At 49.3% G+C, this 26,151-nt stretch carries 29 protein-coding genes; 21 read left to right on the top strand and 8 right to left on the bottom strand.

Annotation, left to right across the window (positions count from 1 at the left end; translation table 11 throughout):
* Positions 1 to 182: 182 nt before the first annotated feature.
* From TOL_RS17960 to TOL_RS17950, 3 genes are all read left to right on the top strand, one after another.
* Complete coding sequence (locus TOL_RS17960) at positions 183 to 1,565, top strand: type II toxin-antitoxin system HipA family toxin (protein WP_015488803.1); 1,383 nt, start codon at positions 183 to 185, stop codon at positions 1,563 to 1,565.
* Positions 1,562 to 1,864 (top strand): helix-turn-helix domain-containing protein, encoded by a 303-nt coding sequence (locus tag TOL_RS17955; RefSeq protein WP_051052441.1) that lies wholly within the window; start codon positions 1,562 to 1,564, stop codon positions 1,862 to 1,864. The genes TOL_RS17960 and TOL_RS17955 overlap by 4 nt, the downstream gene beginning before the upstream one ends.
* Positions 1,865 to 2,005: 141 nt before the next feature.
* Complete coding sequence (locus TOL_RS17950; RefSeq protein WP_015488801.1) at positions 2,006 to 2,239, top strand: hypothetical protein; 234 nt, start codon at positions 2,006 to 2,008, stop codon at positions 2,237 to 2,239.
* Between the two features lie 19 nt (positions 2,240 to 2,258).
* On the opposite strand, the gene TOL_RS17945 is transcribed toward TOL_RS17950, so the two are convergent.
* Positions 2,259 to 3,140: a LysR family transcriptional regulator gene (locus TOL_RS17945; protein ID WP_015488800.1), complete on the bottom strand. Its 882-nt coding sequence runs from the start codon at positions 3,138 to 3,140 to the stop codon at positions 2,259 to 2,261.
* A 112-nt stretch (positions 3,141 to 3,252) separates the two neighbouring features.
* On the opposite strand from TOL_RS17945, the gene TOL_RS17940 reads away from it, so the two are divergent.
* Genes TOL_RS17940 through cysD form a run of 3 tightly spaced genes read left to right on the top strand, consistent with a single transcriptional unit; the run spans position 3,253 to position 8,235 of the window.
* Complete coding sequence (locus TOL_RS17940; protein WP_015488799.1) at positions 3,253 to 4,896, top strand: NADH-quinone oxidoreductase subunit L; 1,644 nt, start codon at positions 3,253 to 3,255, stop codon at positions 4,894 to 4,896.
* Positions 4,893 to 7,307 carry a DUF2309 domain-containing protein gene (locus tag TOL_RS17935; RefSeq protein ID WP_015488798.1) on the top strand — a complete coding sequence of 805 codons (2,415 nt, stop codon included), beginning with the start codon at positions 4,893 to 4,895 and terminating at the stop codon, positions 7,305 to 7,307. Before TOL_RS17940 ends, TOL_RS17935 begins: the two co-directional genes overlap by 4 nt.
* Positions 7,300 to 8,235: a sulfate adenylyltransferase subunit CysD gene (gene cysD, locus TOL_RS17930; RefSeq protein ID WP_015488797.1), complete on the top strand. Its 936-nt coding sequence runs from the start codon at positions 7,300 to 7,302 to the stop codon at positions 8,233 to 8,235. Before TOL_RS17935 ends, cysD begins: the two co-directional genes overlap by 8 nt.
* 10 nt (positions 8,236 to 8,245) lie before the next feature.
* Here cysD and TOL_RS17925 read toward each other — a convergent pair whose 3' ends face one another.
* The 7 genes from TOL_RS17925 to TOL_RS17895 form a co-directional block, all read right to left on the bottom strand.
* The gene (locus TOL_RS17925) at positions 8,246 to 9,610 is read right to left on the bottom strand and encodes a sensor histidine kinase (protein ID WP_015488796.1); all 1,365 of its coding nucleotides are present in this window, start codon (positions 9,608 to 9,610) and stop codon (positions 8,246 to 8,248) included.
* Positions 9,607 to 10,278: a response regulator transcription factor gene (locus TOL_RS17920; protein WP_015488795.1), complete on the bottom strand. Its 672-nt coding sequence runs from the start codon at positions 10,276 to 10,278 to the stop codon at positions 9,607 to 9,609. The genes TOL_RS17925 and TOL_RS17920 overlap by 4 nt, the downstream gene beginning before the upstream one ends.
* Before the next feature lie 12 nt (positions 10,279 to 10,290).
* Positions 10,291 to 10,590 (bottom strand): PepSY domain-containing protein, encoded by a 300-nt coding sequence (locus TOL_RS17915; protein ID WP_015488794.1) that lies wholly within the window; start codon positions 10,588 to 10,590, stop codon positions 10,291 to 10,293.
* Complete coding sequence (locus tag TOL_RS17910) at positions 10,544 to 11,206, bottom strand: diheme cytochrome c (RefSeq protein WP_015488793.1); 663 nt, start codon at positions 11,204 to 11,206, stop codon at positions 10,544 to 10,546. The genes TOL_RS17915 and TOL_RS17910 overlap by 47 nt, the downstream gene beginning before the upstream one ends.
* Positions 11,207 to 11,219: 13 nt before the next feature.
* Positions 11,220 to 11,624 carry a DUF1924 domain-containing protein gene (locus tag TOL_RS17905; RefSeq protein ID WP_015488792.1) on the bottom strand — a complete coding sequence of 135 codons (405 nt, stop codon included), beginning with the start codon at positions 11,622 to 11,624 and terminating at the stop codon, positions 11,220 to 11,222.
* A 10-nt stretch (positions 11,625 to 11,634) separates the two neighbouring features.
* A complete protein-coding gene (locus tag TOL_RS17900; RefSeq protein ID WP_015488791.1) occupies positions 11,635 to 12,243 on the bottom strand; it encodes a cytochrome b/b6 domain-containing protein in 609 nt (202 codons plus the stop codon).
* 111 nt (positions 12,244 to 12,354) lie between these two features.
* Entirely contained in the window at positions 12,355 to 13,521 is a 1,167-nt protein-coding gene (locus TOL_RS17895) for a YbfB/YjiJ family MFS transporter (RefSeq protein WP_015488790.1), read from the bottom strand.
* A gap of 158 nt (positions 13,522 to 13,679) precedes the next feature.
* On the opposite strand from TOL_RS17895, the gene rsmG reads away from it, so the two are divergent.
* The 15 genes from rsmG (at position 13,680) to TOL_RS17820 (ending at position 26,116) form a co-directional block, all read left to right on the top strand.
* The gene (gene rsmG, locus TOL_RS17890) at positions 13,680 to 14,330 is read left to right on the top strand and encodes a 16S rRNA (guanine(527)-N(7))-methyltransferase RsmG (RefSeq protein WP_015488789.1); all 651 of its coding nucleotides are present in this window, start codon (positions 13,680 to 13,682) and stop codon (positions 14,328 to 14,330) included.
* A 45-nt stretch (positions 14,331 to 14,375) separates the two neighbouring features.
* Positions 14,376 to 15,170: a ParA family protein gene (locus TOL_RS17885; protein ID WP_015488788.1), complete on the top strand. Its 795-nt coding sequence runs from the start codon at positions 14,376 to 14,378 to the stop codon at positions 15,168 to 15,170.
* A 28-nt stretch (positions 15,171 to 15,198) separates the two neighbouring features.
* Positions 15,199 to 16,113 carry a ParB/RepB/Spo0J family partition protein gene (locus TOL_RS17880; protein ID WP_015488787.1) on the top strand — a complete coding sequence of 305 codons (915 nt, stop codon included), beginning with the start codon at positions 15,199 to 15,201 and terminating at the stop codon, positions 16,111 to 16,113.
* Positions 16,114 to 16,322: 209 nt separating this feature from the next.
* On the top strand, positions 16,323 to 16,613 hold the full coding sequence (locus TOL_RS17875) for a hypothetical protein (protein WP_015488785.1): 291 nt from the start codon (positions 16,323 to 16,325) through the stop codon (positions 16,611 to 16,613).
* Positions 16,614 to 16,828: 215 nt separating this feature from the next.
* Positions 16,829 to 17,209 carry a F0F1 ATP synthase subunit I gene (locus tag TOL_RS17870; RefSeq protein WP_041588555.1) on the top strand — a complete coding sequence of 127 codons (381 nt, stop codon included), beginning with the start codon at positions 16,829 to 16,831 and terminating at the stop codon, positions 17,207 to 17,209.
* 22 nt (positions 17,210 to 17,231) lie between these two features.
* Positions 17,232 to 18,131: a F0F1 ATP synthase subunit A gene (atpB, locus tag TOL_RS17865; RefSeq protein ID WP_015488784.1), complete on the top strand. Its 900-nt coding sequence runs from the start codon at positions 17,232 to 17,234 to the stop codon at positions 18,129 to 18,131.
* 48 nt (positions 18,132 to 18,179) lie between these two features.
* A complete protein-coding gene (gene atpE / locus TOL_RS17860) occupies positions 18,180 to 18,407 on the top strand; it encodes a F0F1 ATP synthase subunit C (RefSeq protein ID WP_015488783.1) in 228 nt (75 codons plus the stop codon).
* Positions 18,408 to 18,460: 53 nt separating this feature from the next.
* Complete coding sequence (locus TOL_RS17855; protein ID WP_025266606.1) at positions 18,461 to 18,931, top strand: F0F1 ATP synthase subunit B; 471 nt, start codon at positions 18,461 to 18,463, stop codon at positions 18,929 to 18,931.
* Between the two features lie 11 nt (positions 18,932 to 18,942).
* Positions 18,943 to 19,479, top strand: a complete 537-nt coding sequence (locus TOL_RS17850) for a F0F1 ATP synthase subunit delta (RefSeq protein WP_015488781.1) — start codon at positions 18,943 to 18,945, stop codon at positions 19,477 to 19,479.
* 15 nt (positions 19,480 to 19,494) lie between these two features.
* The gene (atpA, locus tag TOL_RS17845) at positions 19,495 to 21,039 is read left to right on the top strand and encodes a F0F1 ATP synthase subunit alpha (RefSeq protein ID WP_015488780.1); all 1,545 of its coding nucleotides are present in this window, start codon (positions 19,495 to 19,497) and stop codon (positions 21,037 to 21,039) included.
* A gap of 61 nt (positions 21,040 to 21,100) precedes the next feature.
* A complete protein-coding gene (gene atpG, locus TOL_RS17840) occupies positions 21,101 to 21,961 on the top strand; it encodes a F0F1 ATP synthase subunit gamma (RefSeq protein WP_015488779.1) in 861 nt (286 codons plus the stop codon).
* A 39-nt stretch (positions 21,962 to 22,000) separates the two neighbouring features.
* A complete protein-coding gene (atpD, locus tag TOL_RS17835; protein WP_015488778.1) occupies positions 22,001 to 23,395 on the top strand; it encodes a F0F1 ATP synthase subunit beta in 1,395 nt (464 codons plus the stop codon).
* A gap of 62 nt (positions 23,396 to 23,457) precedes the next feature.
* Complete coding sequence (locus TOL_RS17830; protein WP_015488777.1) at positions 23,458 to 23,886, top strand: F0F1 ATP synthase subunit epsilon; 429 nt, start codon at positions 23,458 to 23,460, stop codon at positions 23,884 to 23,886.
* 159 nt (positions 23,887 to 24,045) lie between these two features.
* On the top strand, positions 24,046 to 24,633 hold the full coding sequence (locus TOL_RS17825; RefSeq protein ID WP_015488776.1) for a hypothetical protein: 588 nt from the start codon (positions 24,046 to 24,048) through the stop codon (positions 24,631 to 24,633).
* Between the two features lie 37 nt (positions 24,634 to 24,670).
* Positions 24,671 to 26,116, top strand: coding sequence for a class I adenylate-forming enzyme family protein (locus TOL_RS17820; RefSeq protein ID WP_015488775.1), 1,446 nt, complete (start codon positions 24,671 to 24,673; stop codon positions 26,114 to 26,116).
* Positions 26,117 to 26,151: the final 35 nt, after the last annotated feature.

Here is a 26,151-nt window from a genome sequence, read left to right as displayed (position 1 = left end):
TGATGCGAATCAAGCCCGTTTTTTATCCTAGCTTATGTGCTCTTGTGTATTAAGAATGCTGTCGCTGAAAGTGTAATAAATTGCACTTAGATTCAATATTTTGAGGATTTAGTGCTTTTTATTGCACTTATTTCGACCTGAGAGTAATAATAGTGCATTAAAATGCATTATCCGGTGAGCCGATGGAAACCTTAACGCTTCAGACTTATCTTGATGGCCAGTGGTTGGATGCTTGCGTGTTGACGTTTCATGAGCCAGATAAGGGCCGTCACGGACGCGTCAGTCTAGAATACAACGCTTCATATGTAGCAAAACACCAAAGCAATTTAGCGGCGCGTGTCAGCATGCGTTATCCCATAGACTTTTTCCCGCATGAATGCGATATCTGGCCGGCCTTTTTGTTTGATGTTATGCCAATGGGTGCTGGCCGCCGCTATTGGTTGCAGCGCGAAAATCTTATGGATGGTGCGCAGCAGGATCTGCATTTGTTACGGCTGGGTTCACGTTCGCCTATCGGCAATATGCGAGTCAAAGAGAGTTGCTCAGATAGCGATATAGCGCCATTGGGTTTTGCTATGGCGGATGTCCTTTCCCGTGACACCCATTTTCTAGACTACGCCCGTGAACATGGTGCCGCCGTCGGTGGGGCATCGGGGGCTGGCGGTGACGCACCTAAGTTTCAGCTAATTTCTGGGCAAGATGGACTGTACTATCCCGAAGCTTCTTTACCTGATAGCGATGCCAACGAATTTTTTCTGGTTAAATTCCCGCGTCAAAATTCGAGCCAAGGTCGCCCGTTAGCCTCGGATATTTTAGTGCTAGAAACTGAGGCTGCGTATTATCGGCTAGCTAAACGACTGGGGTTAAATGTTGTGGGTTACGCCCAATATGAAACCAATCAATCTGAATCAGCAAACGTGAGTTATTTTGGTGCCGATGAAGAAAAGCGCATCACGACTCCTAGCCTTTGGTTGCCTCGCTTCGACAGATTGAAAGGTGTAGACGGTATGTATCGCTGCGCCATTGAATCACTCTACTCGCTGGTTGGTAACACAGAGCCGGGCGCAACCGTGTCGCATGGCGTTTATTTAAAACAGCTTGCGGATGATTGGCGAGATGCTGGCCAAGAAGATGATGTTGAGAAAATGGTTGTTGAATATTTACGCCGCGATCTTCTCAATATCGTATTGGGAAATAGCGATAACCATGGCCGTAATACCTCAATTATTCGCTGGGAAGGTGAAATTGAGTTGGCGCCTATTTACGATTTGGCACCAATGGTATTGGATGACTCTGGCATTACTCGCACCAGCCGTTGGAGCAATGAGAATGAACTGGGCGGACGCTATGATTGGCGAGGAATTTGTGCGGAAGCCAGTGCCGCAGCCCAAGTTAATTGCGACGCTTTGTGGAGTGGTCTTTGTGATTTTGCCAAAAAATTGGCCCCGTTAAAACGTTTAGCGGAGGAGTGTGGCGTTCCGGATGAAGTATTAAATCATCACGTGGCTAGTTTAAATTTACCTGGCACAGAGGAACGCCTAAAAACATGGGGGCTGTTACCATGAGCGGGATAACCGATATTCCAGATAACGAGCTGGCGCACATGTCACGAGCTGAGTTGTTGGCTTTGGTCGAGCAATCTGTCGCGTCGGGCCAGTTAACGTTGGGTGGTGCTACCCGTATTTTACGCAAACATATTGCGCGTTTAAATCAGCATGAATTTGCGAAGTTATGTGGCGTATCACGCCGCACTTTGGCAGCCATTGAAATGGACGAAGGCAACCCAACGGTCAATTCTCTAAATCAGGTGTTTAAGTTGTTTGGTTTAGAGCTCGGCCTACAGCGGATTTATCGTAAGGGATGATTTAAGCTCGTTACGCGAAATTTTAATCTTTTTTTGCTGCTAGTTAGGCACAAACAACACCCAACGGGCTTGATGCGAATCAAGCCCGTTTTTTTTGTCTGTTGCACAATGGAAGCTAATTCGTTGTGTTAGGGCAATGTCATGAGTGGTGAACAGCAGATTGTGAATAGTCTTCTTCAGCAAATGGATGACGCGGTTGTGGCTGAGGTGAAAACCAACGCGGCTTATGTCGAAGATTTACTTTTTACTGAGTTATTGGCGCGCATGCAATTACGGCGTTCGAGCACGGATATTTTGCATCAGGTGAATTATCAGCTGACGTTTGCGCAAAAGAACCTCGATGACGATGAGTTTGTCGTGACGCGCGGTTGTTAATAGCAACGAAAATTGTCTATTAACCGCTATGCTGTGCGAGTAATTCAGTTAGCACCGGCGATACAAATTGGCGCTTAACGGTTACCGCATAAAAGCTCTCGTACACATTTGGCAGGGTCATAAATTCTTGCAATGTGCCTCGGGCTATTTCATCTTTTACCACCACCGGCGGCAGTACCGTCAATGCGCCTGTGTCTCGTGCCAGCAGACGCAACATGGCCATGTCATCGGCTTCTGCTTGTACATCAGGATCGTAATTCCAGCGGCTACAAAAACCATCGAAAGCGGTACGTAATTCCGTTCGTGTGGTCGGTAGCACCCAGCGCTTTCCCGTATAACCTTGCGGAAAGCTAGTCGTCGGCTTTTGCCCTTTAGGCCCAACCACGGCGAGTGGTTGGCGCGCCAATAATTGGCTTTGCCACAGCGTATCCTGATCATCAGCAGTAACGTTGCTGTTGGTAAGAATCAGATCAAATTGATGATTCGCCAAGCCATTTAACAAATTGGCCATGCCGCGCGCATGCAGACTAAAGCGAACTTTAGGTTGATTGATTAAGGGCGCTATAAATCCCTCGATAAAGTTACGCGACATAGTAGATAACACACCAATACGCAGCTGCTGATATTCCGGTTCTACGCCATGGCGCAGTAATGATTCGAGTTCTTCACCGCGGCTAAAAATGTCGTTGGCATAGCCTAGCACTCGCTGCCCTGTGGCCGTCAGCACTAGTCGGCGACCGCTACGTTCAAACAATTTCGTTTCCATACTCTCTTCTAACGCGCGGATTTGCGCAGACAGTGCCGACTGCGACACATGCAGCTGGCGCGCGGCTTCCGTCAGGTTGCCTAGGGTGGCGACGCGCCAGAAGTAATGAAGATGATGATAATTTAGGCGGCTCACTCAATCGTTCTCAAAAAGTGAATGAATTATGAGTTTATATCTATTTTACTTGCAATGACCAGCGCAGAGATACTGAACGCACACCTAATCCCATAACCAGAGGTTGCGTACCATGAGTATTTCCTCTCTGCTGATGGCCACGGTGTTGGCGGCGATCCCGCTAACACTGATATTGGCCGCCATGCCTGCCGGTTTGCAGACCCGGCGCTTTGCTTTAAACGATCACCAGCGTTGGCGTTTTGCTTGGCGTGCGGTGCAACTCGTTGCCGTATTCACACTCACCGCTGTTGCCTCATCCTTTATGCTTCCTGACGCGGATCTGCATTGGTTCAGTGATTCTCCTCTGCGGCTAACCTTACTGGTGCTGTTAAGTGTAATGGCTCTGGTGGTGGTTAAATTCTCGTACCGCTATCTTGCCGCAGAGCCCGGCTTTGGCCGTTATCTACGCTGGCTGTTGCTCACGCTCGCGGCGGTTGCGCTGGTGTTTATCAGCAATCATCTTCTACTGTTCGTGCTGGGTTGGATTGCAATAAGCCTAGCCTTACATCAGTTATTGATGTTTTACCCCGATCGCCCTCGAGCAGCGCTGGCGGCACATAAAAAATTCTTACTGGCACGAGTGGCAGAAGCCTCGTTGTTAACCGCTTTTTATTTGCTCTGGCAACAGCATGGTAGTGCTCATATCGATACGATTTTGGCCGCGTATCAGGCTCCGGCTCAACTCAATTTGAGCGAGCAGATCGCCGCTGTACTGATTGCCCTAACAGCTCTGATTAAGTGCGCTCAGTTACCGGTTCATGGCTGGTTGATTCAAGTCGTGGAAGCGCCTACACCAGTATCTGCCCTGCTACATGCTGGGGTGATCAACTTAGGTGGTTTCTTATTGATTCTTTTTGCCCCTCTGTTCTTACAGGTGGCTGCGGCGCAGTGGTTAGTGCTGGTCGTTGCAGGTTTAACCACAGTATTAGCGGCCTTGATTATGACCACCCGTATCAGTGTCAAAGTACGGCTGGCTTGGTCGACGAGTGCGCAAATGGGACTGATGCTACTTGAGTGTGCACTGGGTTTGGTGGAGCTAGCGTTACTGCATCTACTCGCTCATTCGTCATATAAGGCTTGGGCATTTCTCAGTTCCGGCTCGGCCGTGCAGCAACATATTCAGCAATCGTTACTTGTTTCACCGCCGCCTGGGTTGCGCCAATGGTTTGTCGTGGTTGTTCCGGCAACGGCTGTCGTCGTTGGCGCGGCTTGGTTGTCGGCATATTTACATCCTGTCTCGCAGTTACTCAGCAGCTGGTTACTCTTGGCTCTGGCGTTGACGGCTTTTCTGGCACAGAGCGGTCAGGGATCGATCTTTTCCGCTGTTTGGTTGCGATCACTCACTTTGGCCGTTTCATTAGCGCTGGCTTACAGCCTGCTTAAAGTCTTGATGCAGCCTCTTGCGGGCAATTTGGGCGAGACCGTGCGGCCTGAACTTTTCAGTGCGGCAGATTGGTGGGCGTCTGGGTTGTTCTTAGTCTTGTTTGTAACTTGGTGGCTGCTGCGCTGGCGTTCGCATTGGCCGTCGATGCAGCGGTTATCGGTCGCCTTATTTGCCGGTTTCTATTTAGACGAATGGTTTACCCGTATTACCTTGCGCCTATGGCCAGCGCGTTTACCTGTGCGCGCCAATCCTAAACTGGCACCTATGCAAAATTCTGAACAATTAGCACAACAACTACTGGCGGCTAAGGGTCGTACGGAGCAATTGTCATGAAAACACAGACGGTTTCTACAGAATATGCGGCGCGTTTGGCTGCGGTGAACGCGGCAGGACAGCGTGTTGCGCCAACATGGCCGCTTGATCAGTTGATTGCAGTGAATCCTCTTTGGGAGATGCGCGATCAGCCATTCCCTGCTGTAGCCGCTCGGCTTGAAGCGCTGGGCCGTATTCGTTGTCTGATGCCAGCAGAGTACTATGCGCGTTTATGGCAGCGCAGTCAGATTCGTGAGATCGATTTGCTGGCTGCCGCGGCTGAGGCTAACGCGCCTGAAGATATTGATACTTTATTGCGGGCGTTGAATCACTCGAACAAGCAAGCGCATTGGCACAACGTATCCGACTGGCTCGATAGTACCCGCGATAGCCAGCATAAGATGGCTTGGCGAGATGAAATTACTCATCAAATTAGTCAGTTCTGTGCGGCCTTTTGTCAGCAACAAGGTCATGAATCGCACAACAATTTATACCTGAGTTGGGTAAGGCAGATCCGCGTTGATCAAGGTATTGCCATTCTGATGGGGGAGCCGGGTTTGACGAAGGCATTTCGTGAGTTGCCAGATGACCCTCAAGCGTTGATTTTGATTGCTTTGGAGGAGCTTGGTTTTTCGACACCCGCGCAGATCGAAGCCTATACCCATGCGTTGCTACTCGACATCAATGGTTGGGCATCGTGGTTAGCTTTTGAGCGTTGGCAGTCGCACTTGGATGGCGGCAGCGACGATGCGTTGCCGCAGCTCATTGCAATCCGGTTGGGCTGGGAATTAGCGCTTTGGCGTCACTGGCAATGGCGGCATCAACAGGCATCGCAACTGTTGCAACAGCAGTGGTACGGCCAGCTTCCACAAATTAATTCACTGATCGAATCACAGCAGCAGTTACAGAAACCCTTGTGGATATGGCAGCGGGCGGCAGAACTGGCGCGCCAGCGCGAGGAACAGCAGATCCTTCTGCAAAAACCGTTAGCAGCCTCGCCACAACCTAAATTGCAGGCGGTGTTTTGCATTGATGTGCGCTCCGAGGTGATGCGTCGTGCATTCGAAGCGCAGAGTAGCAAGATTCAGACATTCGGTTTTGCCGGTTTTTTTGGCATCCCTTTAGTCTACACCCCCGTTGGTACTGATCTTAATCGGCCACAACTTCCGGGTTTATTGGCGGCGGGTTTACGCGCGAGTGAAGGCGGTTTTAAGGCGCAAGCATTAGCGGTAAGTCGTCGAGCGCAGCAAGAGAGCAATGCGGCGTGGTCTGACTTTAGCCGTGGGGCGGTGACGTCATTCAGCATGGTTGAAGCCGCGGGCTTGAGTTATGTCGCGAAATTGCTGCGTAAAACCTTTGGCCTCAGTGCCGAGGCGCATCCGGTGAATGATATGCCGGTGACTGGAGAGTGGACCTTGTGGAAGGGGGAGCCGAGCTTAACTCTGGTGGAAAAAACGGATTTGGTCGAAGGTATTCTGAAAGCCATGAGTATCAAACGGTTCGCGTCCGAGGTGTTGCTCGTTGGTCATGGTAGTCATACCACCAACAATCCTCATGCCGCAGGGTTGGATTGCGGTGCTTGTGGGGGCCAGACCGGAGCGGTGAACGTGCAGGTTCTTGCCCAGTTGTTGAACAACCAAGGTGTACGCGCCGCATTGGCCGACCGTGGCTGGGTTATTCCGACGAGTACTCGTTTTATCGCTGCGTTGCACAACACCACAACGGATCATATCCAATGTTTTGGCCAAGTATCGGAGCTTGGTACGCAATGGCTCAAGGATGCCACTGTGTTAGCGCAGCGCGAGCGTGCTGTTGGTTTAGGTTTGGCCGATGAAGCCTTTTTTAATCAGCCAGAAAAACTGGATGCGGCGATCCAGCGTCGCGCGCTCGATTGGTCGGAAGTTCGCCCTGAGTGGGGGCTAGCAGGTAATAGTGCATTTATCGTGGCACCGCGTCAGCGTACCCGTGGTCTGAACTTTGATGGTCGTGCCTTCTTGCACGACTATGACAGCAAAGACGATGAAGGCTTCGCCGTACTGGAGCAAATTATGACCGCGCCTATGATCGTTACCCATTGGATTAATATGCAATACAACGCCTCGGTTACCGATCCACTGAAATTTGGCAGTGGCAACAAGGTGCTGCACAACGTCGTGGGTGGCAATCTTGGTGTTTTTGAAGGCAATGGCGGTGACTTGCGCATTGGTCTTTCGCAGCAGTCACTGCACGATGGACAGCAGTGGGTGCACGAACCCTTACGCTTGAGTGTTTATATTCAGGCTCCGCAAGAGGCCATCGCGAGCATCATTAGTCAGCATGACAACGTACGGCAGTTAGTCGACAACCAGTGGCTTTATATTTTCCATCTGACCGATGAGGGGGTCAGCAAACAATACACAGCCAGCGGCTGGCAGGAGGTTCGGAATGCTTGATGTTATTGAGAGACGCATGACGCATTTGCAGTGGCTTGAAGCAGAAGCCATTCACATTATTCGTGAGGTCGCAGCCGCGTTTGATAACCCCTGTATGTTCTATTCCATTGGTAAAGACTCTACCGTCATGCTGCATTTGGCGCGTAAGGCATTTTATCCCGGTCGAGTGCCCTTCCCGTTGCTGCATATTGATACCACGTGGGAGTTTGCCGAAATGGCACGCTTCCGTGATCGACTAGCGGCAGAGCACGATTTGCAGGTGCATGTTCATATTAATGAGGCGGCGTTAGCGGAGGGTGTTCATCCGATTGAATCTGGCTCGGTAAAGTACAACGATCAAATGAAAACGGCGGCGTTGAAACAGGCAGTGGACCATTACGGTTTTGATGCGGCGTTGGGCGGTGCCCGGCGCGATGAGGAAAAATCGCGTGCCAAAGAACGTGTGTTCTCGGTACGCAGTGCTAATCATGTCTGGGACCCGAAAGCGCAGCGCCCGGAGCTTTGGTCGATCTACAACAGTAAGATCAAAAAAGGCGAGTCGGTGCGCGTATTCCCGCTCTCGAACTGGACTGAGCTGGATATCTGGTTGTATATCCTCAAGGAGAAGATCGACATAGTACCGCTCTATTTTGCTGCCGAACGCCTCAGTTGGGTCGATGACGATAGCGGTCAAATTCTTGCTCTAGATGATGAACGCATGCGTCCGTATTTATCGCCTAAGGAGCTGGAATCTTTGCAAATGCGCTGGATTCGCTTCCGCACTTTGGGTTGTTATCCACAAACCGGCGCAGTGGAAAGTCGTGCGACAACGCTTGAAGGCATTGTTGCTGAAATGTTGACCGCACGCACCAGTGAACGTCAGGGGCGGCTATTGGATGCTGACCAAGCGGGCTCTATGGAAAAGAAAAAGCGTGAGGGGTATTTCTAACCGACAGCGATCAGCGACCGGTTGCGGTGGGTAATGTCACAACGACGCTAAGTCCATGCGGCCGGTTTGCAGCAAGCTCAAGGCTGCCGTGATAACTGTCGACAATATCGCTGACGATGGCTAAACCAAGCCCATCGCCTTGAGCGCTGTGCTCGTCCAGACGGATTCCGCGCTGTAGTAAGTGCTTACATTGATTCGGTTCAATGCCCGGCCCTTGGTCGCGTACTTGTATTCGCCAACCGGCTTGGTCGTCCTGGTCTTGGTGTTGATACGCTTCGATACTGAGCTGGATCTCTCCACCGGCGTATTTGCAGGCGTTGTCGAGTAAATTGCCGAGTAGTTCGAGTAGGTCGTCATGATCTTGCGGTAGCACGGCATCTTGGTCGTAGGCCGCATGTATTCGCGCCTGTGGATACAGTTGCCCAAGTATTTGCAGCAATGGTGGTAGATCTTCGGCCAGTTTGAGCTGGCGTCCGGGGGATGACATTCCAACAATACGCGCACGTTTTAACTCGCGCTCTACTAATCGACTTAGGCGTGATAGTGCGTCGCGTTGCTCGATTTGATGCGAAGCATCCAGTTGTTCGGCCAGAAGTTGCAGTTGTTGCAGTGGTCGCTTCATTTCGTGGGCAAGATTACCCAAGGCATTGCGCGAACGACCTACGCGTTGCTGTAGCAGGCTGAGCAAGCGGTCGATTTCTTCGGCCAGTGGTTGCACCTCTTGTGGGTACAACCCAGAAGCGGCATTTAAGTCATCTCTTTCACCAAAGCGCAGCGCGCGTAGTTGCTGTTTCAATGGCTCCAGACGCGCAAAGGCGCGGCTTAACTGGTAGCGCTGGATCAGCATTAAAGAGACTAAGGCCATTGCCAATAGCGATATCGCAGCTATGCGGTAGCGATTGAGTTGGTTGTTCAGGGGAGTAATATCTTCGGCGACCCAGATGGTGAAATCGTGGTCTTGCACCCGAATACCTTTGGCCCAATTGAGCCATTGTTCGGCGAGCTGATCGCCTTGAATACCAAGTTGTTGCCACTTTTGTTGTTCACCAAAAGTGAGGGTAATAACGGGCGCTTGTTTGTCCCAGAGCGAGCGGCTACGCAAGTCCGTGCCGTGCTCATCGCGAATGGCAAAATAGTGGCCGGAATACACGCGTTGATACAAGGTACCGAGATGGCTGTCGTCGAGTTGCCATTCTCCATTCTCATTGTGGCTTAATGCCGCGATAAGACTGTCGGCATCATGCTGTAAGCGGCTCATGACGGTATCGGTGACGAGCTGACGCACGCCAAAATCGGCTAATAACAGTAGCGGCAGCATGATGAGCAAAATAGTGATCAGCCATTGGCGTCTTAGCTGCTGCTGTAACGAAATCATGGCGTTAACTCAGGTGCTAGCTGATAGCCTTGGCCGCGCCGGGTTTCGATAAAGTCTTTACCAAAATATTGGCGCAGCCGATTGATGTAAACCTCCATCACGTTGCTGTCTTTTAACTGGTCTTCTTCGTAGACATGTTCGCTTAGGCGGGTTTTCGAGTGCACGTCATTGGGATGCAGCATCAAGTAGCGTAGCAAACGAAACTCAATACCGGTGAGTTCGATAACACGGCCATCGTTGGTGGTTGCGTGTTGACGTTCGGAATCTAAACTCACTCCACGCCAACTCAGTTGATTGCTGGCTTGACCGACTTGGCGACGATTGATGGCTTCTAAGCGCGCTAGTAATTCTTGACTGTGAAAGGGTTTGCCGAGGTAATCATCGGCACCAGCTTTTAGCCCTTGCACACGTTCGTGCCAAGAGTCGCGGGCCGTTAAAATTAGAACTGGCGTTTTATTTCCTGACGCTCGCCAGTTTGTAAGTACTTCCAAACCTCCTCTTTTAGGCAGGCCAAGGTCCAAGACGATGAGGTCTGGTTGCAGTTCGTTGCCCATAAATTCACCTTCTATGCCGTCGTGAGCAATCTCGACGGCATAGCCTGCATGGCGCAGTATGGGCTGCAAGGAATCGGTCAGTTGTGTGTCATCTTCAATTAGCAGGAGCTTCACGTTTGGCTGGCCTCAATCGTTCTCGGACTCAACTTTAATAACTTTTCCGGTACGCGCATCGACATAAGCTTCGTGCCTTTGTCCTTGTGCATCCAGCCACTTTAACTCGTACGTTAGCATGCCTTTTTCCCATTCGACTTCGGCATCCAGAAGTTCGCCACCGAGCGGGGTAAGTTGCAGGATAGATTCAAGTGATAGTATCTCACCCTGCTCTACCCATGCCCTGACCTGTGCCGCGTTTGGGTGCTTTTCTGCAAATGCGGGATTAATCGTCCCAACGGCCATAGCCAGGAATAACCACGTTATCTTCATCGAATTTTCCTTTTGCGGCGTTTTTGTGGCAGCTATCACACTGACTGAACGATCTGACTTCTGGGTTACCTTGTACTAAACGCTCTGGTACTTCGCGGTGTTTGCGCTTGTAGTATGGCAGTTCTGTAATGCGCATGGGAGTTACACTGTCGCGAATACTGGCCATCATACGGCTATGGTTACTCGCGCTGTGAGCGCTGAGATAGGCCAAAATATTTGCCTGGGCTGTATCGCTAACCGTGGCATCGTCGCCATAGTGATCATCCAGTGTTGTCATAATGGCGTGCCAACTACGAGCTGGGAGGAAGTGTGCTGGGTAGGCAATGTGGCAGCTGCCGCATTCCGCTTTATAAGCCGCAGCATCAGCAGTCGTCGTGCCTGGCGTTGGCGTCGGTTCTATATTTTTACTGCTTCCCTCCTTTTTGTAACTGCCCTCTTGGTTATAACGTTTCTCGCTTGTTTCGCTGTAGCGATTACTGCGTTCGTGGTCATCATCGTCTTCATCCGCAAATGACAGATTATTGATGGAACTGAGTCCATACAGCCCTAGGGTTAAAGCACCGCCGAGCATCAAGATACCGGTGGTATAGCGCAGAGTGTTAAGTATTGGTTTCATTGTTCTCTCTCGATTAATACTGATTTAGCCAAGTGATGACATCGCCTTTTTCTTGGGCAGTGCATTCTCGTCCTAGCGTCCATTTGCAGTTGCGTAAGAACCACTTTTCGGTTTTGGTGCGATCAGCGAAGCGTTCTGGGTTCGCACTCACCGCCATAGGAGCAATGCTTCTGCCGGTTTTTTGGTGTTTGCCTGATTGTGCAGGGTCTTTGCCGTGGCACGTGGTGCAACTGCGCTGTTCGCCACCATTGGAAAAGGATTGATTCCAAAATGCTTCTCCAGCGCTGGCACTGAAGGGGCCTGAACCCGTTGCCGCGAGTGTTTGCAATTGCGTTGTCGCATCCGCTAGTACGCAATGACTTGCGAGTGGGCTAAGCATTAGCCCGACGAGTGCAATGATCTGAGTGATGGATTTCATTAGGTTTGTCTCAGCTGTTTTTACGTGAGGTATTTACATCATCAGCGCGGGATTCTTTGCGGCCAGTCACCATAGAGCGGGGCAAGTTTTCGCGATGATGAAAGCTACTAAAAATCACACCTGCAACGTGTAAGCCGACCAAGGCTAAGGTGAAGTTGGCGAAGAATTCATGGATTTCTTTCAGCGTGTGTTCGTCGAATGTTGCAATCCAAGTGCCTGCTAACGGCCCTGCTTGTTCATCGGCTCCGTAAAGCGCCATGCCAAAAAGGGTCGTGCCCGCCAAGGACAGAATCAGGGCGATGACCATAGCGCCACCGGCAGGGTTATGACCGATGTAGCGTTTTGCTTTACCTGCGGGGATGGCAACGACATAGCGCCAAATGGTACTTGGCGACGCAACGAAATCGCCGAACCGCGCATGATGAGTGCCGATTAGCCCCCAAACAATACGGAAGCCGATCAGAGCTGCCACGGTATAACCAGACCAAGTGTGAATGGTTTCAAAATCGTCTTCGGTGAAATACGCGAGAAAGAAAAAGAAAACCAACGACCAGTGAAAGATACGGACCAAAGGGTCCCAAACTTTAACGGTTGGGTTGTTTGCTATGGGATTGTTCACAATGTGCGCTCCAGTAATTCTGCTGTAGGTTTGCAGAATAACGGGCACTTACTTAAACGAAGCTTAAAGGCTGATTTATATAAGGATACCGTTTAAGAAATAGAGTGCGGACTAGTGTGTCCGCTTGGTTGGCACCCAGAACATCAAAACCATTCCCCAGATACAAGCGCCTAAGCCCCAAATAAAGGTTGCCGCCAGTGTCGCGCCCATATTGATGCCCACTTCGGCCAAAATTGGTCCGACTAATTGCGCGACTCCATAGAGTGCGATTAAGGCTGCGCTTAATCGCGGTCCTTGATGCGGGTGCAGGGTTCTTGCGAGGCGTTGGGTCAGGAATACTGCACCAAGGAAGCTACCGCCCATGAAGATAGCGCATATCCATAAACCTAGTGCTGCTTCAGGCATGACGAGAATCGCGGCGACGGCGACCGCTTGCACGGCATAATTGATGATTAACGCATTACGATCGCCAAGGCGAGTGCCGAGTGAATTCCAAATAATAGTGGATGGAATTGAGGCGATGGCAACAAGGAGCCAAGCACTTGGGTTGAGCTGTAAATTCCAATCATGGGCGACGGCGGGTAAAAACGTCATGGGCAAAATATAGCCGAGGCCTGCACCGGTATAGGCAAGAAATAACGGGGTGCTTGCCCTATCCCACAGTGGGGTATTGTCGTCGCGGCTTTGCGCCGGCGTACCTTTTGATAAATGTGATAAGTACCACGCACTCCACAATGCTAATGGCATTGAAATAAGCGCGGCAGGGAACCAACGTTGATTGCCTGTAAGCCAAATTTCGGTGGCATCGACAATAGCATTGCTGCTGAGCAAACCAACGCCAACGCCTAAATACATTAGCCCGCTAAGGTGGGCCTTATTGTTGGCGACGAGCCACTCCAGCACTAACGCGGGTGCTAATACGAACACCACGCCATTGGAGATACCATTCAGTAAGCGCAGCAGGGCTAGTGATTCATATTGAGCGGAAAATATTTGGCCAAAGGTAATAACGGCGTTGCCAATAAGCGCTAGAGTCAGCGCCATCTTGCCTAGCCCGCGTTGATAGCTGAATAAGGCCAGCATGGCGCCAGTTAGATAGCCGACGTAATTCCAAGTGGCAAGTTGAGCGGCTTGGGCCAAGGTCAGAATACCATCCTGCACAAACAGTGGGATCAGCGGGGTATAAATAAAGCGCCCAAAGCCGTGCACCACGACTAAGGCAATAGCAGCTGCGAGTAATGGAACTAGGGCAGATTTGGGCGCAGTCATTGGATTCATAATGGTGTCTTAGTAAAAAGTGCGTGCAGTATAGAGGGTGACGTTTGTTAGATCACGATATGGCTTTGGTTAAGACTGTTCTGTACAGCGAACCGAGGAGCGGTGCGAGTGGCGATTTGTGATAAACTGCGCCGCTCGACAACCAAACGATAGATCCCATGAGCACATCGACTAAATCCTATGCCACGAATATCACCCAAGGCGCTGACGCTATGGGTATCGCTCTCAGTGAAGAGCAATTGTACGCACTGCAAGAATATTTAGCGCTGCTACAAAAGTGGAACAAGGCTTATAACCTGACGGCGATTCGCGATCCCAAGGATATGGTGAACTTACATTTACTCGATAGTCTTGCCGTCAATCCTTATGTGTTGGGTGCTCAGCGGGTTATTGATGTGGGCACTGGTCCTGGTTTGCCGGGCATTATTTTGGCCATTATGAATCCGGATATCGCCTTTACCTTGCTAGACAGTAACGGCAAAAAGACGCGATTTTTGTTTCAAGCGGTGACACATTTAGGTTTAAAGAATGTCACCATAGTGAACGATCGAGTTGAGGCATATCATCCCTCGGAGCCTTTCGATATTATTGTCAGCCGCGCATTTGCTTCATTAGCGGATATGACCTTTTGGTGTAAGCATTTACGGGCTGAACATGGGCACTTTCTGGCAATGAAAGGCCAATATCCACAGCAAGAAATCGATGACTTGCGTGGTGAATTTGCAGTAACCGAGAGTTTTGAATTACAGATTCCCGGGGTGGAGGGCGAGCGCCACATTATGCGTTTGATTCCTACCGCCAATGTTTAACGGTCCACTTAACAACGTCCAGCCAAGTAAAAGGAAAGCTGATCTGTGAGTAAAATAATTGCTATCGCGAATCAGAAAGGCGGAGTGGGTAAAACCACGACTGCGGTAAACTTGGCTGCGTCTTTGGTTGCGACCAAGCGTCGAGTGTTGTTGATCGATCTTGATCCGCAAGGCAACGCGACGATGGGGAGCGGCGTCGATAAGCATGATCTAGAACGCTCGCTGTATGACGTTTTAACGGGGCGCTGTCGCACCGCTGAAGCAATGCAGCACAGCGAAGAAGGTGGCTTTGATGTTTTACCGTCTAACGGTGACCTTACCGCAGCTGAAGTCGAACTGATGGAGTTACCGCGTCGTGAACAGCGTTTACGCGAAGCTTTAGCTGAAGTGCGTCCTGATTACGACTACATCCTGATCGACTGCCCGCCGTCACTCAATATGCTAACCGTGAATGCATTAGTTGCAGCGCACGGTGTTTTAATTCCAATGCAGTGTGAATATTACGCACTGGAAGGCTTGAGCGCCTTGATGCAAACGATTGAGTCAATTCAATCAGGGCCAAATACTGCTCTGCAAATTGAAGGCTTAGTGCGCACTATGTATGACCCGCGTAATAGCCTTACGGTTGATGTATCTAACCAATTGACCGAACACTTTGGCGATCGAGTTTACAGCACGGTGATACCGCGTAATGTCCGTTTGGCGGAAGCGCCAAGCTTTGGTTTGCCAGCATTGAAATACGATAAAACCTCTCGCGGCGCGATGGCATATTTGGCCTTGGCCGGAGAAATGAATCGCCGCACTAAAGCGGCACAGAAGACAGCTGCCGCCTCCGTTTGAGCGGCAAAGAAAGGATTAGGTAATACGCATGACGACGACAAAACGTAAACGCGGCTTAGGGCGCGGCCTCGATGCCCTTTTGGCCAGTTCGCGCGCTGCAGCGGTTCCGACTGAGCCGTTGGCCGAGGGCGAAGAAAGCCAGCCGGTAAAGCTACCCGAAGGTGAGTTGCGTCATTTACCCATCGAGTTTGTGCAGCCCGGCCGTTATCAGCCGCGCCAAGATATTCAGCCAGAAGCGCTAGAAGAATTAGCGGCGTCTATTCGTGCTCAAGGTTTAATGCAACCGATTGTTGTACGTCCATTACCTGGCCAAGATGATCGTTTCGAGATCATTGCGGGTGAGCGTCGCTGGCGTGCTTGCCAGTTAGCCGGTATGGATCGCGTGCCTGCATTGGTTCGCGATGTGCCGGATTCTGCTGCCATTGCGATGGCTCTCATTGAGAACATTCAGCGCGAAAACCTCAATCCTATGGAAGAGGCTATGGCGTTGCACCGTTTGCAGCACGAATTTGAGCTGACGCAAATGGAAGTAGCGGAAGCCGTAGGTAAGAACCGTGCGACCGTGGCTAACTTGTTGCGCTTAATGAATCTAAATGAAGACGTAAAGCGCTTGCTGGAGCATGGCGATATCGAAATGGGTCATGCTCGCGCTCTGCTCGGCCTTGATGGGCAAGCGCAAAGCGATGCTGGTGTGCAGGTGGTTAGTCGTGCTTTAACGGTGCGCCAGACTGAAGCTTTGGTTCGCCACATTCAATCCGGTGCCAATACTGAGAGTAAGCCAACTGAAAAACCAAATCCGGATGTGCAGCGTCTAGAACGTATGTTAGGGGATCGATTGGGGGCCAAGGTTGCGATTCAGCACACCGCTAAGGGTAAAGGGAAATTGGTGATTAGTTACACCAATTTAGATGAGCTTGATGGCATTCTTGAGCACATTAAGTAAGCCAGTATTCTTACGCCTGATCGATATTTTCCTTCCTGTTGTTAACGATAGTTTCATGTCTTTCATGAAGCTATCCCCCTCTTTCTGTCATATTTGACTCGTTTCGCCTCCACCTTACTCAATCCTGACTATTATTAAGGTTATTAAGTCGCGCATTTCGCTGCCGACTGATCCAGACTGATAGTTCAGTAACTTGCGAGGCCGAAGTTATGCGTTCTTTGTTCCTTTTACTATTAGCTTCAGCGTTAAGCGCCAGCGTTTTCGCTGACAAACGCTTTATGCAGCTAGTGCCTGATGACGAACTAACGGAGATACGGCTCGATAGCCATACGGAAGTTGTGATTGACGATAATAAAGAGCCGACAACTGCTGCTACGATAGAGCGCAATCAATTAGATCAGGCGTCGACACCGCGAGAGTTGAATAATGTTCCTGCTCCTGCGGCAGCTCCCGCCCCTCCGGTAGCTCCTCCTATGGTCACGATTAATCCTCGTCCTTAGAAAATAGACCCGAGTTGCAGACAAAACATCCAAAAATCCTTCTCTAAGCCTCGGAAATATCGAGTGAATGCTCGGTATCTGCGCTTCATTCCTGCCTTTTCTACTCAAATACGCATTTATTGCGCGATAAAGCGCCACAGCGGTTGAAGCCGACAGGCCTTGCCAATATAATCACCGCGCCCTGAAACTGGGTGTTGCAGAAATCTGACTAAAACGTGGAGCACAGGTTGTCATCGATACCACGTCCACCGGTTTATAGAATTGTGTTGTTACAACTGATTCTGACCGTTCTTTCTGCTTCGTTGGCTTGGTTGTATAGCGATGTCGCTGCCTACTCGGCGCTATTAGGAGGGTTAACATGCGCCCTGCCCAATGCGTACTTCGTATGGCGAGCATTCCGCTACAGCGGAGCAAGATCCACTGTGCAAGTTGTACAGTCGTTTTACCAGGGTGAATCCTGGAAGTTTGTGCTGACAGCGTTGAGTTTTGCGGTAATTTTTCAACGCGTCGAGCCTTTGAATGTTCTGGCACTGTTTGCAGGCTTCATAACAGTGCAGCTGGGGCACGTAGCCTCAGCAAAGATCGCCAATTTATAAACCTTTGAATTGAGAGTGAACAATGGCTGGTAACTCCCAAGAGTATATCTCGCACCATTTGACCAACTTAACCTACGGCAAACTGCCGGCGGGCTACGTTCGTCATAACGAAGATGGCACGACCACTGAACTAACCAGTTCAACTTGGACTATGGCTCATGGCGGCGAAGAAGCTGCTGCAATGGGTTTCAATGCAGTTCACGTTGACTCACTGGGCTGGTCTATTGGTTTAGGCGCTCTGATTATGTTTTTGTTTTGGCGCGCAGCGCGTAACGCCACCACTGGTGTTCCGACTGGCTTCCAGAACTTTATCGAAATGGTTGTTGAGTTTATCGACAACACTGTTAAAGAAGGCTTCCACGGCGCAAATAAAGTCGTAGCTCCTCTTTCTCTGACCGTATTTACTTGGGTTTTCATGATGAACTTCATGGATTTGATCCCAGTTGACGTATTACCTTCTATTTTCGGTGCCTTCGGTGTGCATTATATGAAGGTTGTACCGTCTACCGACGTGAACGTGACGTTGGGCATGTCGCTATTTGTATTTGCTTTGATGATCTTCTACTCGATCAAAATCAAAGGTATTGGTGGTTTCGTGGGCGAATTGACCCTGCATCCATTCAATGCGAAAAACCCTATCGTTCAAGCGCTATTTATTCCTGTGAACTTCTTCCTGGAGTCGATTGCGTTGCTGGCCAAGCCTATCTCTTTGGCGCTTCGTCTTTTCGGTAACATGTATGCAGGTGAGATGATCTTCATCTTGATCGCATTAATGTTCTCCGCTGGCGTTGGCATGGCATTACTTGGTGGTGTCCTGCAATGGGCTTGGGCGGTATTCCATATTCTAGTGATCACACTGCAAGCGTTCATTTTCATGATGTTAACCATCGTGTATTTGAGCATGGCGCACGAAGATCATTAATTTTTAACCCTTAACTTTAACTAACTTAACTTCTATTTGGAGATAATTATGGAACAAGGTCTGGTATTCCTGGCTGCAGCTCTGATGATCGGTCTTGGTGCCCTAGGTACTGCAATCGGTTTTGGTCTGTTGGGTGGTCGTCTGCTTGAAGGCACTGCGCGTCAACCTGAACTAGGTCCAATGTTACAAGGTAAAATGTTCCTGATCGCAGGTCTATTGGACGCAGTTCCAATGATCGGTGTTGGTCTGGGCTTGTACCTGATGTTTGCTGCCTAAGGGTTCTTTGGTAACAACGAACTTCCTTAATCAACGAACATGAGGGCTCTGGCGTGAACATAAACGCGACTCTGATCGGCCAGATCATTACTTTCGCGATCTTCGTGCTGTTTTGCATGAAGTTTGTGTGGCCTCACCTGCTCAATGCGATGCAGGAACGCGAAAAGAAAATTGCCGATGGTCTAGACGCAGCAAACCGCGCTGCACGTGACTTGGAACTGGCTCAAGAAAAAGCCGTTGCCCAAATCCGTGAAAGCAAAGAAAAAGCAGCTGAAATCATCGAGTTAGCTAACAAGCGTGCTAACCAAATCGTCGACGAAGCCAAAGAAGCGGCTCGTAGCGAAGGGGATCGTTTGCTAGCTGGTGCTCAAGCTGAAGTTGAGCAAGAAGTGAACCGCGCTAAAGAAGTACTGCGTAAGCAGGTATCTGAGCTAGCAGTAGCTGGCGCAGCTAAAATTCTTGGCAAGTCAGTCGACGCTTCAGCTCAAAACGAGCTGTTGAACAAATTAGCTGACGAGCTTTAAGCGAGGTTTACATGGCTGAATTAACAACTCTCGCTCGGCCATACGCCAAAGCGGTGTTTGCTGAAGCAAGTGAGAAGAAAGCTCTAGATGCATGGTCGGAAGACCTTGCATTGTTGTCTGCAGTATCGGCTGATGCCGGTATGCTGAAGGTAACTGGGCACCCTTCTCTAACGTCAAAACAGCAAGCACAAGCGCTTATTGACGTATGTGGCGACAAGCTGAATGAAGCAGCCAAAAACCTGGTAGCAGTCCTTTCTGAGAACAAGCGTTTGGCTTTATTGCCTGAAATCGCCGCTCTTTATGAAGAGATGAAAGCTCAGTTACAGAACACCGTAGACGTAGTCGTCACATCGGCGTTCGAACTGACGAGCGAGCAGGCGGAAAAGCTGACGCAGTCGCTTAAAGCGAGACTGCAGTGTGATGTACGTATGACAAGTGAAATCGACGAGACTCTCGTTGGTGGCGCCATCATACGTGCCGGGGACTTGGTAATTGATGGCTCCGTAAAGGGCAAGCTGTCCAAATTAGCCGAAGCGATGAAATCCTAGTTTGAGGGACGATGCATGCAGCAACTGAATCCATCCGAGATCAGTGAAGTCATCAAAAAACGCATCGAAAATCTCGATGTGACTTCACAGGCCCAGAATGAGGGCACCGTCGTATCAGTATCCGACGGTATCGTTCGTATCCATGGTCTTGCCGACGCTATGTACGGTGAGATGATTGAATTTGAAGGCGGCGTATACGGCCTAGCAATGAACCTTGAGCGTGACTCAGTAGGTTCAGTGATTTTAGGTGATTACAAAGGTTTGGCCGAAGGCCAAACTGCCAAATGTACTGGCCGCATTCTTGAAGTGCCGGTTGGCGAAGCTCTATTGGGTCGCGTTGTCGACACTCTGGGTAACCCAATCGACGGTAAAGGTCCGATTGAAACGACATTGACTGCACCTGTTGAGCGCGTAGCGCCCGGCGTTATTGCACGTCAATCCGTTGATCAACCATTACCGACTGGTTATAAGTCAGTAGACTCCATGGTGCCGGTAGGCCGTGGTCAGCGTGAGTTGATCATTGGTGACCGTCAGACTGGTAAAACTGCGATGGCGATCGATGCCATCATCAACCAGAAAGGCACTGGTATTAAATGTATTTACGTCGCCATTGGCCAGAAGCAATCTTCTATCGCCAACGTGGTACGTAAGCTTGAAGAACACGGCGCGATGGATCACACCATCATCGTCGCAGCTGGCGCGGCTGATCCTGCAGCAATGCAGTTCTTGGCTCCGTACTCTGGTTGTGCGATGGGTGAATACTTCCTAGACCGCGGTGAAGACGCTCTGATCATCTATGATGATTTGACTAAACAAGCATGGGCATATCGTCAGATTTCCCTATTGTTGAAGCGTCCTCCAGGTCGTGAAGCATACCCAGGTGACGTATTCTACTTGCACTCACGTTTGTTGGAGCGCGCATGTCGCGTAAACCCGACTTATGTAGAGCAAATGACTAACGGTGCAGTGACAGGCAAAACTGGTTCTTTGACCGCTTTACCTATCATTGAAACCCAAGGTGGTGACGTATCGGCTTTCGTACCGACTAACGTGATCTCCATTACTGACGGTCAGATCTTCTTAGAAACCAACCTATTCAACGCGGGTATTCGCCCAGCAATGAACGCGGGTATTTCGGTATCTCGTGTAGGTGGTGCTGCTCAGACTAAGATCATCAAGAAGCTTGGCGGTGGTATCCGTATGGCTCTAGCTCAGTATCGTGAATTGGCGGCTTTCGCTCAGTTCGCATCTGACTTAGACGAAGCTACCCGTAAGCAGTTAGAACATGGTCGCGCTGTTACCGAGCTGATGAAGCAAGGTCAATACGCACCAATGTCAGCTGCTGAAATGGGCTTGGTAATTTTTGCTGTCAACGAAGGCTACCTGAACGACGTTGAAGTGGCTAAGATTCTTGCATTTGAAGCTGCCCTGCTGAGCTTTGCTAACAGTGAATACGCTTCACTGATGGCGAGCATCGGTGAGAAAGGCAATTACAATGACGAGATCGCAGCTGGTCTAAAAGAGTGTATTGAAGCATTCAAGAACACTCAGACCTGGTAAGTCCAACGCTGACGGTGATAAGCCGTCAGCAGGATTCACTCAATGAGAAGGCAGCTTAAGTATGGCAGTCGGTAAAGAAATTAAAGGTCAGATTTCGAGTGTGAAGAGCACGCAGAAAATTACCTCAGCAATGGAAAAAGTTGCTGTAAGTAAGATGCGTCGTGCTCAGATGCGCATGGAACAAAGCCGTCCATATGCGGATAAAATCCGTAACGTGGTTGGCCATTTGGCGAATGCGACGTCTGAATATCGTCACCGTTATCTGCAAGACCGCGAAATCAAGCGAGTTGGTTATATCGTGGTGTCTTCCGACCGTGGCCTGTGTGGTGGCTTAAACAACAACTTGTTTAAGCAATTGGCACAGAATGCTAAAGATTGGAAAAGCAAAGGCGTAGAAGTCGATTATTGTTCAATCGGTTCTAAGGCTAATTTGTTCTTCGCTAACTTTGGTGGCAACGTGGTCGCTTCTAAGTCTCACCTTGGTGATGCTCCAGAACTGGCCAGCCTGATCGGAGCGGTAAAAGTGATGTTGGAGGCATTCGACAGTGGTCGAATCGATCGCCTATTCATCATGCATAACCGTTTTGTGAACACGATGACCCAATCGCCTCAAGCGGTGCAGTTATTGCCCCTTAAGGCAGAAAAAGATGACGCACTGAAGCATCATTGGGATTACATTTACGAGCCAGATGCTAAAGAGATCTTAGAAGGTCTATTAGTACGCTACGTAGAATCTCAGGCGTACCAGGGTGTAGTTGAGAATAATGCCTGTGAGCAGGCTGCACGTATGTTGGCAATGAAGAATGCCACCGATAACGCCGGTGACATGATCAAAGAGCTGCAGTTGTTGTATAACAAAGCTCGCCAGGCAGCTATTACCCAGGAAATTTCAGAAATCGTCAGCGGTGCTGCGGCTGTATAAGCCCAGTAACGAAGGTTTTTAGATTAAGAGGAACCGAATATGAGCGGATGTATCGTACAGATCATCGGTGCCGTAATCGACGTGGAATTTCCGCGTGATGTGGTACCTAAGGTCTACGACGCCCTTACTGTTGATGGTACAGAAACCACCCTCGAAGTTCAGCAACAGCTGGGCGATGGCGTAGTTCGTACTATTGCGATGGGCTCGACAGAAGGTCTGAAGCGTGGGCTTCAAGTAACAAACACGAACGGTCCTATTTCTGTACCTGTGGGTATCGAAACACTGGGTCGTATCATGGACGTTCTTGGTCGCCCTATCGACGAATGTGGCCCTATCGGTGAGAAAGAAGTTGCTTCTATTCACCGCAAGGCACCAGCATTTGACGAGCAAGCAAATTCTACAGATTTGCTAGAAACTGGTATCAAAGTAATCGACTTGGTTTGCCCATTCGCTAAGGGTGGTAAAGTAGGTCTGTTCGGTGGTGCTGGTGTTGGTAAAACTGTAAACATGATGGAATTGATCAACAACATCGCTAAGGCACACTCAGGTTTGTCTGTATTCGCCGGTGTTGGTGAGCGTACTCGTGAAGGTAACGATTTCTACTACGAAATGGCAGAGTCTGGTGTTGTAAACCTAGACGACAAAGCTAAATCAAAAGTAGCAATGGTTTACGGTCAGATGAATGAGCCGCCGGGTAACCGTTTGCGCGTTGCATTGACTGGTCTGACGATGGCTGAGAAATTCCGTGACGAAGGTAAAGACGTACTGTTGTTCGTTGACAACATCTACCGTTACACCTTGGCGGGAACGGAAGTATCTGCACTGTTAGGCCGTATGCCTTCAGCGGTAGGTTACCAGCCAACTTTGGCAGAAGAGATGGGTGTTCTTCAAGAGCGTATCACTTCTACTAAGACTGGTTCGATCACGTCTATCCAAGCGGTATACGTACCTGCGGATGACATGACTGACCCAAGCCCAGCGACTACCTTCGCTCACTTGGACTCAACAGTATCTTTGTCTCGTGACATCGCTTCTAAGGGTATCTACCCAGCGATCGATCCACTAGACAGTACTTCACGTCAGTTGGATCCACTGGTTATCGGTAACGAACACTACAACGTAGCTCGTGGTGTTCAGGGTGTTCTTCAGCGCTATAAAGAACTGAAAGACATCATTGCGATTCTGGGTATGGACGAACTGTCTGACGAAGATAAGCTGCTGGTATCTCGTGCACGTAAGATCGAGCGTTTCCTGTCTCAGCCATTCCACGTGGCAGAGATCTTCACAGGCGCGCCTGGTAAGTACGTATCTCTGAAAGAAACCATCCGTGGTTTCCAGGGAATCCTGAACGGTGACTATGATAGCCTTCCAGAACAAGCGTTCTACATGGTTGGTACTATCGACGAAGCCGTCGAGAAAGCCGGTAAAATGTAATGGGCGGGCAGGCACCGAGTAAGTTGTCCGGTGCCAGCCTCCTCTGATCAGAGGATTAGATTATGGCGATTACCGTCCACTGCGATATCGTCAGCGCCGAAGAGAATCTTTTCTCTGGCCAAGTTGAGCGCGTAGTAGCATCAGGCATTTTGGGTGACCTTGGTATTGAACCAGGCCACGCCGCTTTGATCACTCCGTTACAGCCAGGTCCAGTCCGTATTGTTAAACAAAACGGTGAAGAAGAGATTGTTTACGTCTCTGGTGGTTTTCTAGAAGTGCAGCCCAATTCAGTCACCGTGCTTGCCGATACTGCGGTTCGTGCAGACGATCTGGATGAAGCAGCCGCTCTGGAAGCGAAGAAACATGCAGAGCAAGCGATGGAAAATCAAGGCGGCGACTTTGATTACTCACGCGCTATGTCTCAGCTGGCGATTGCTGCAGGTCAACTGCGTGCTATCCAGCAAATTCGTGAGAAACTGGGTAAGCGTTAAGCGAACCGATTTTTTACGATTAAAAGCCCGCCCTGTTATGCAGTGCGGGTTTTTTTGTGCCTAGTAGTTATTGCTATCTTTTAATGTCAGTAACAAGCATTTGCCAGCAATAGCTTGGCTGCCCATAATAGCGCTTTATGTCTAGCGCAAGGGAATGCTATGAAAGCTTCGTTGTACGCCGCGATCTGTGGCTGTTTGTTTACCTCATCTGTCTACGCTGTTGATTATACCGGACAAGACCATTGGTATATCGGTTACCAAATGGGTACCGGCACAGGACACGATCGCATTAATGGTGGCATTGAGATTGAAGAAGATTTTGAACACACCAATTCGCAGTTGACCTTAGGTGCCGTGGGGAAAGGAGGAGTGCGCTTCGAGATAAGTTACAGTAAGACATACTTAGAGTACGACTCTGATGGCTCGGACGAAGAATTAGCAGGCTGGGATTTCGATTTAATAGTTCCATTTACCCAAGCACGAGTGCGGCCTTATCTAGCCGCTGGGCTAGGCGTCTATAAATATGAAGGAACTGGAGATTTTTTTACTAGCCGCGACGGCAATGTCGGTGGCCATGCGATTAACGCTGGGGCCGGCATTCTGGTTTATGTAATAGAAGAATTAGAATTGGATGTTTCTTATCGTTATAAACGTGTTTCTTGGGAGCATTTTACTGTTGGTGGTGAAGATGTTAATTGGGTTACGCCGATGAGCGGTCTGCAGTTCGGTGGTCGATTGATGTTTTAACTGCGTTATAACTTAATTTTAGGTTTTTGATTATAAAATGAGCCAATATAATCCGTTTTTATTGTTGGAATTTCGCGCGAAAATTTCCCCCAATGAAATAGCATTTAGCGATGGTGTAGAAAGTCTGACGTTTTTTTCACTCCATCAACTTTGTCTGCGTGTGTCAAAGCAGCTTTCCTTGCAAAATATTGCTGTTGGCGATCGTGTTATTTTGGCACTAACACCAAAGCTAGGATTTATTTTCACCCTTGCCTTGTTTCATCGAGGGTGCTTAAGTTGTAGTTCCCACCTAAATACGAAACTTCCTGACACGTTAGAATTTGATTGGCTAATTACCGATAGAGATGCAGTTTTGAGCGAACAGCGATCGGTTATCAATATTGACCAAGCTTGGTTTGCCAATCTGCCGGAACTCTCATTGCGCGAAAATTCAACACCTCACGATTACGGTAGTTCATTTTGTAGAATGATCTTAACGAGTGGTACGACGGGCGTTAGTAAAATAGTTTGCCTTACGCCAATGCAATTAAATCAGCGCCTCAATCGAAATCATATGATTTGGTCTTGTGCGTCTGGTAATGAGATTAATCTAATGGGATTAGCCACAATCGGTGGATTTATGACCATGCTGTATTGTATGCAGGTTGGACGTGCAGTTTTGCTACCAACCAGTAATGAGACATTTCTTCGAATGTTACGAGAGTTTTATGTGGTGTCTCTCATCGCATCTCCCTTGCAGATAAATAATATCCTCGATTACAAACAGTCGAAGCAGGCTTTATTCGCGGGTATCAGAGAAATTAGGCTGGCAGGTAGCTCTATCTCTGGAGTACTAGTTAAAAGGGTACATAATTTATTTTCAGGAAAGCTTTACGGTGTATATGGATCAACAGAAGTAGGCGGTGTTGGCATGATAGAACTCGCTCAGCCAAGCGATGTTATCAACGCTGCTTATGTTCAGCCGGGAGTTGAGGTTCAAATTGTCGATGAGCTTGATAATTCCGTTGATCTTGGAGTCGAAGGCAATATTCGCATTAAATCGGCAGGGATGATTCATGACTATGAGGATGATGCTGAAGCGTCACGGCAATCTTTTCGTGATGGCTGGTTCTACCCGGGAGATAGAGGAAAGTTACAGCCGCAGGGGCTATTAAGTCTAACAGGACGAACGGCAGAAATTATTAATTTAGGCGGCTGGAAAATAAATCCAGACGAATTAGATAATGTAGCCGAAACTTATACCGGACTAGAAGATGCGGCCAGTTTTGCTATCGATTTACCGAATGGTACCGTTGGAATAGCAATGGCGATTGTCGAAAATACGAATATTAATTTAGACGTCTTTCGTGATTTTCTACTTGAATCTCTTGATCCTAAAAGTACGCCGACATATTTCTTTCGCGTAAACAGTATTCCACGCAATGGAATGGGGAAAAAATTACGAAGTCGCCTTAACGAAGAGCTACGAAACTTGATTGCATGAGGTTGTTGTTAGAGAACTTGTAACTTGTTTAAAGT

The sequence above is a fragment of the Thalassolituus oleivorans MIL-1 genome, from assembly GCF_000355675.1.
In the GTDB taxonomy this organism is placed as follows: domain Bacteria; phylum Pseudomonadota; class Gammaproteobacteria; order Pseudomonadales; family Oceanobacteraceae; genus Thalassolituus; species Thalassolituus oleivorans.
This window is presented reverse-complemented; position numbering and strand designations above follow the sequence as displayed.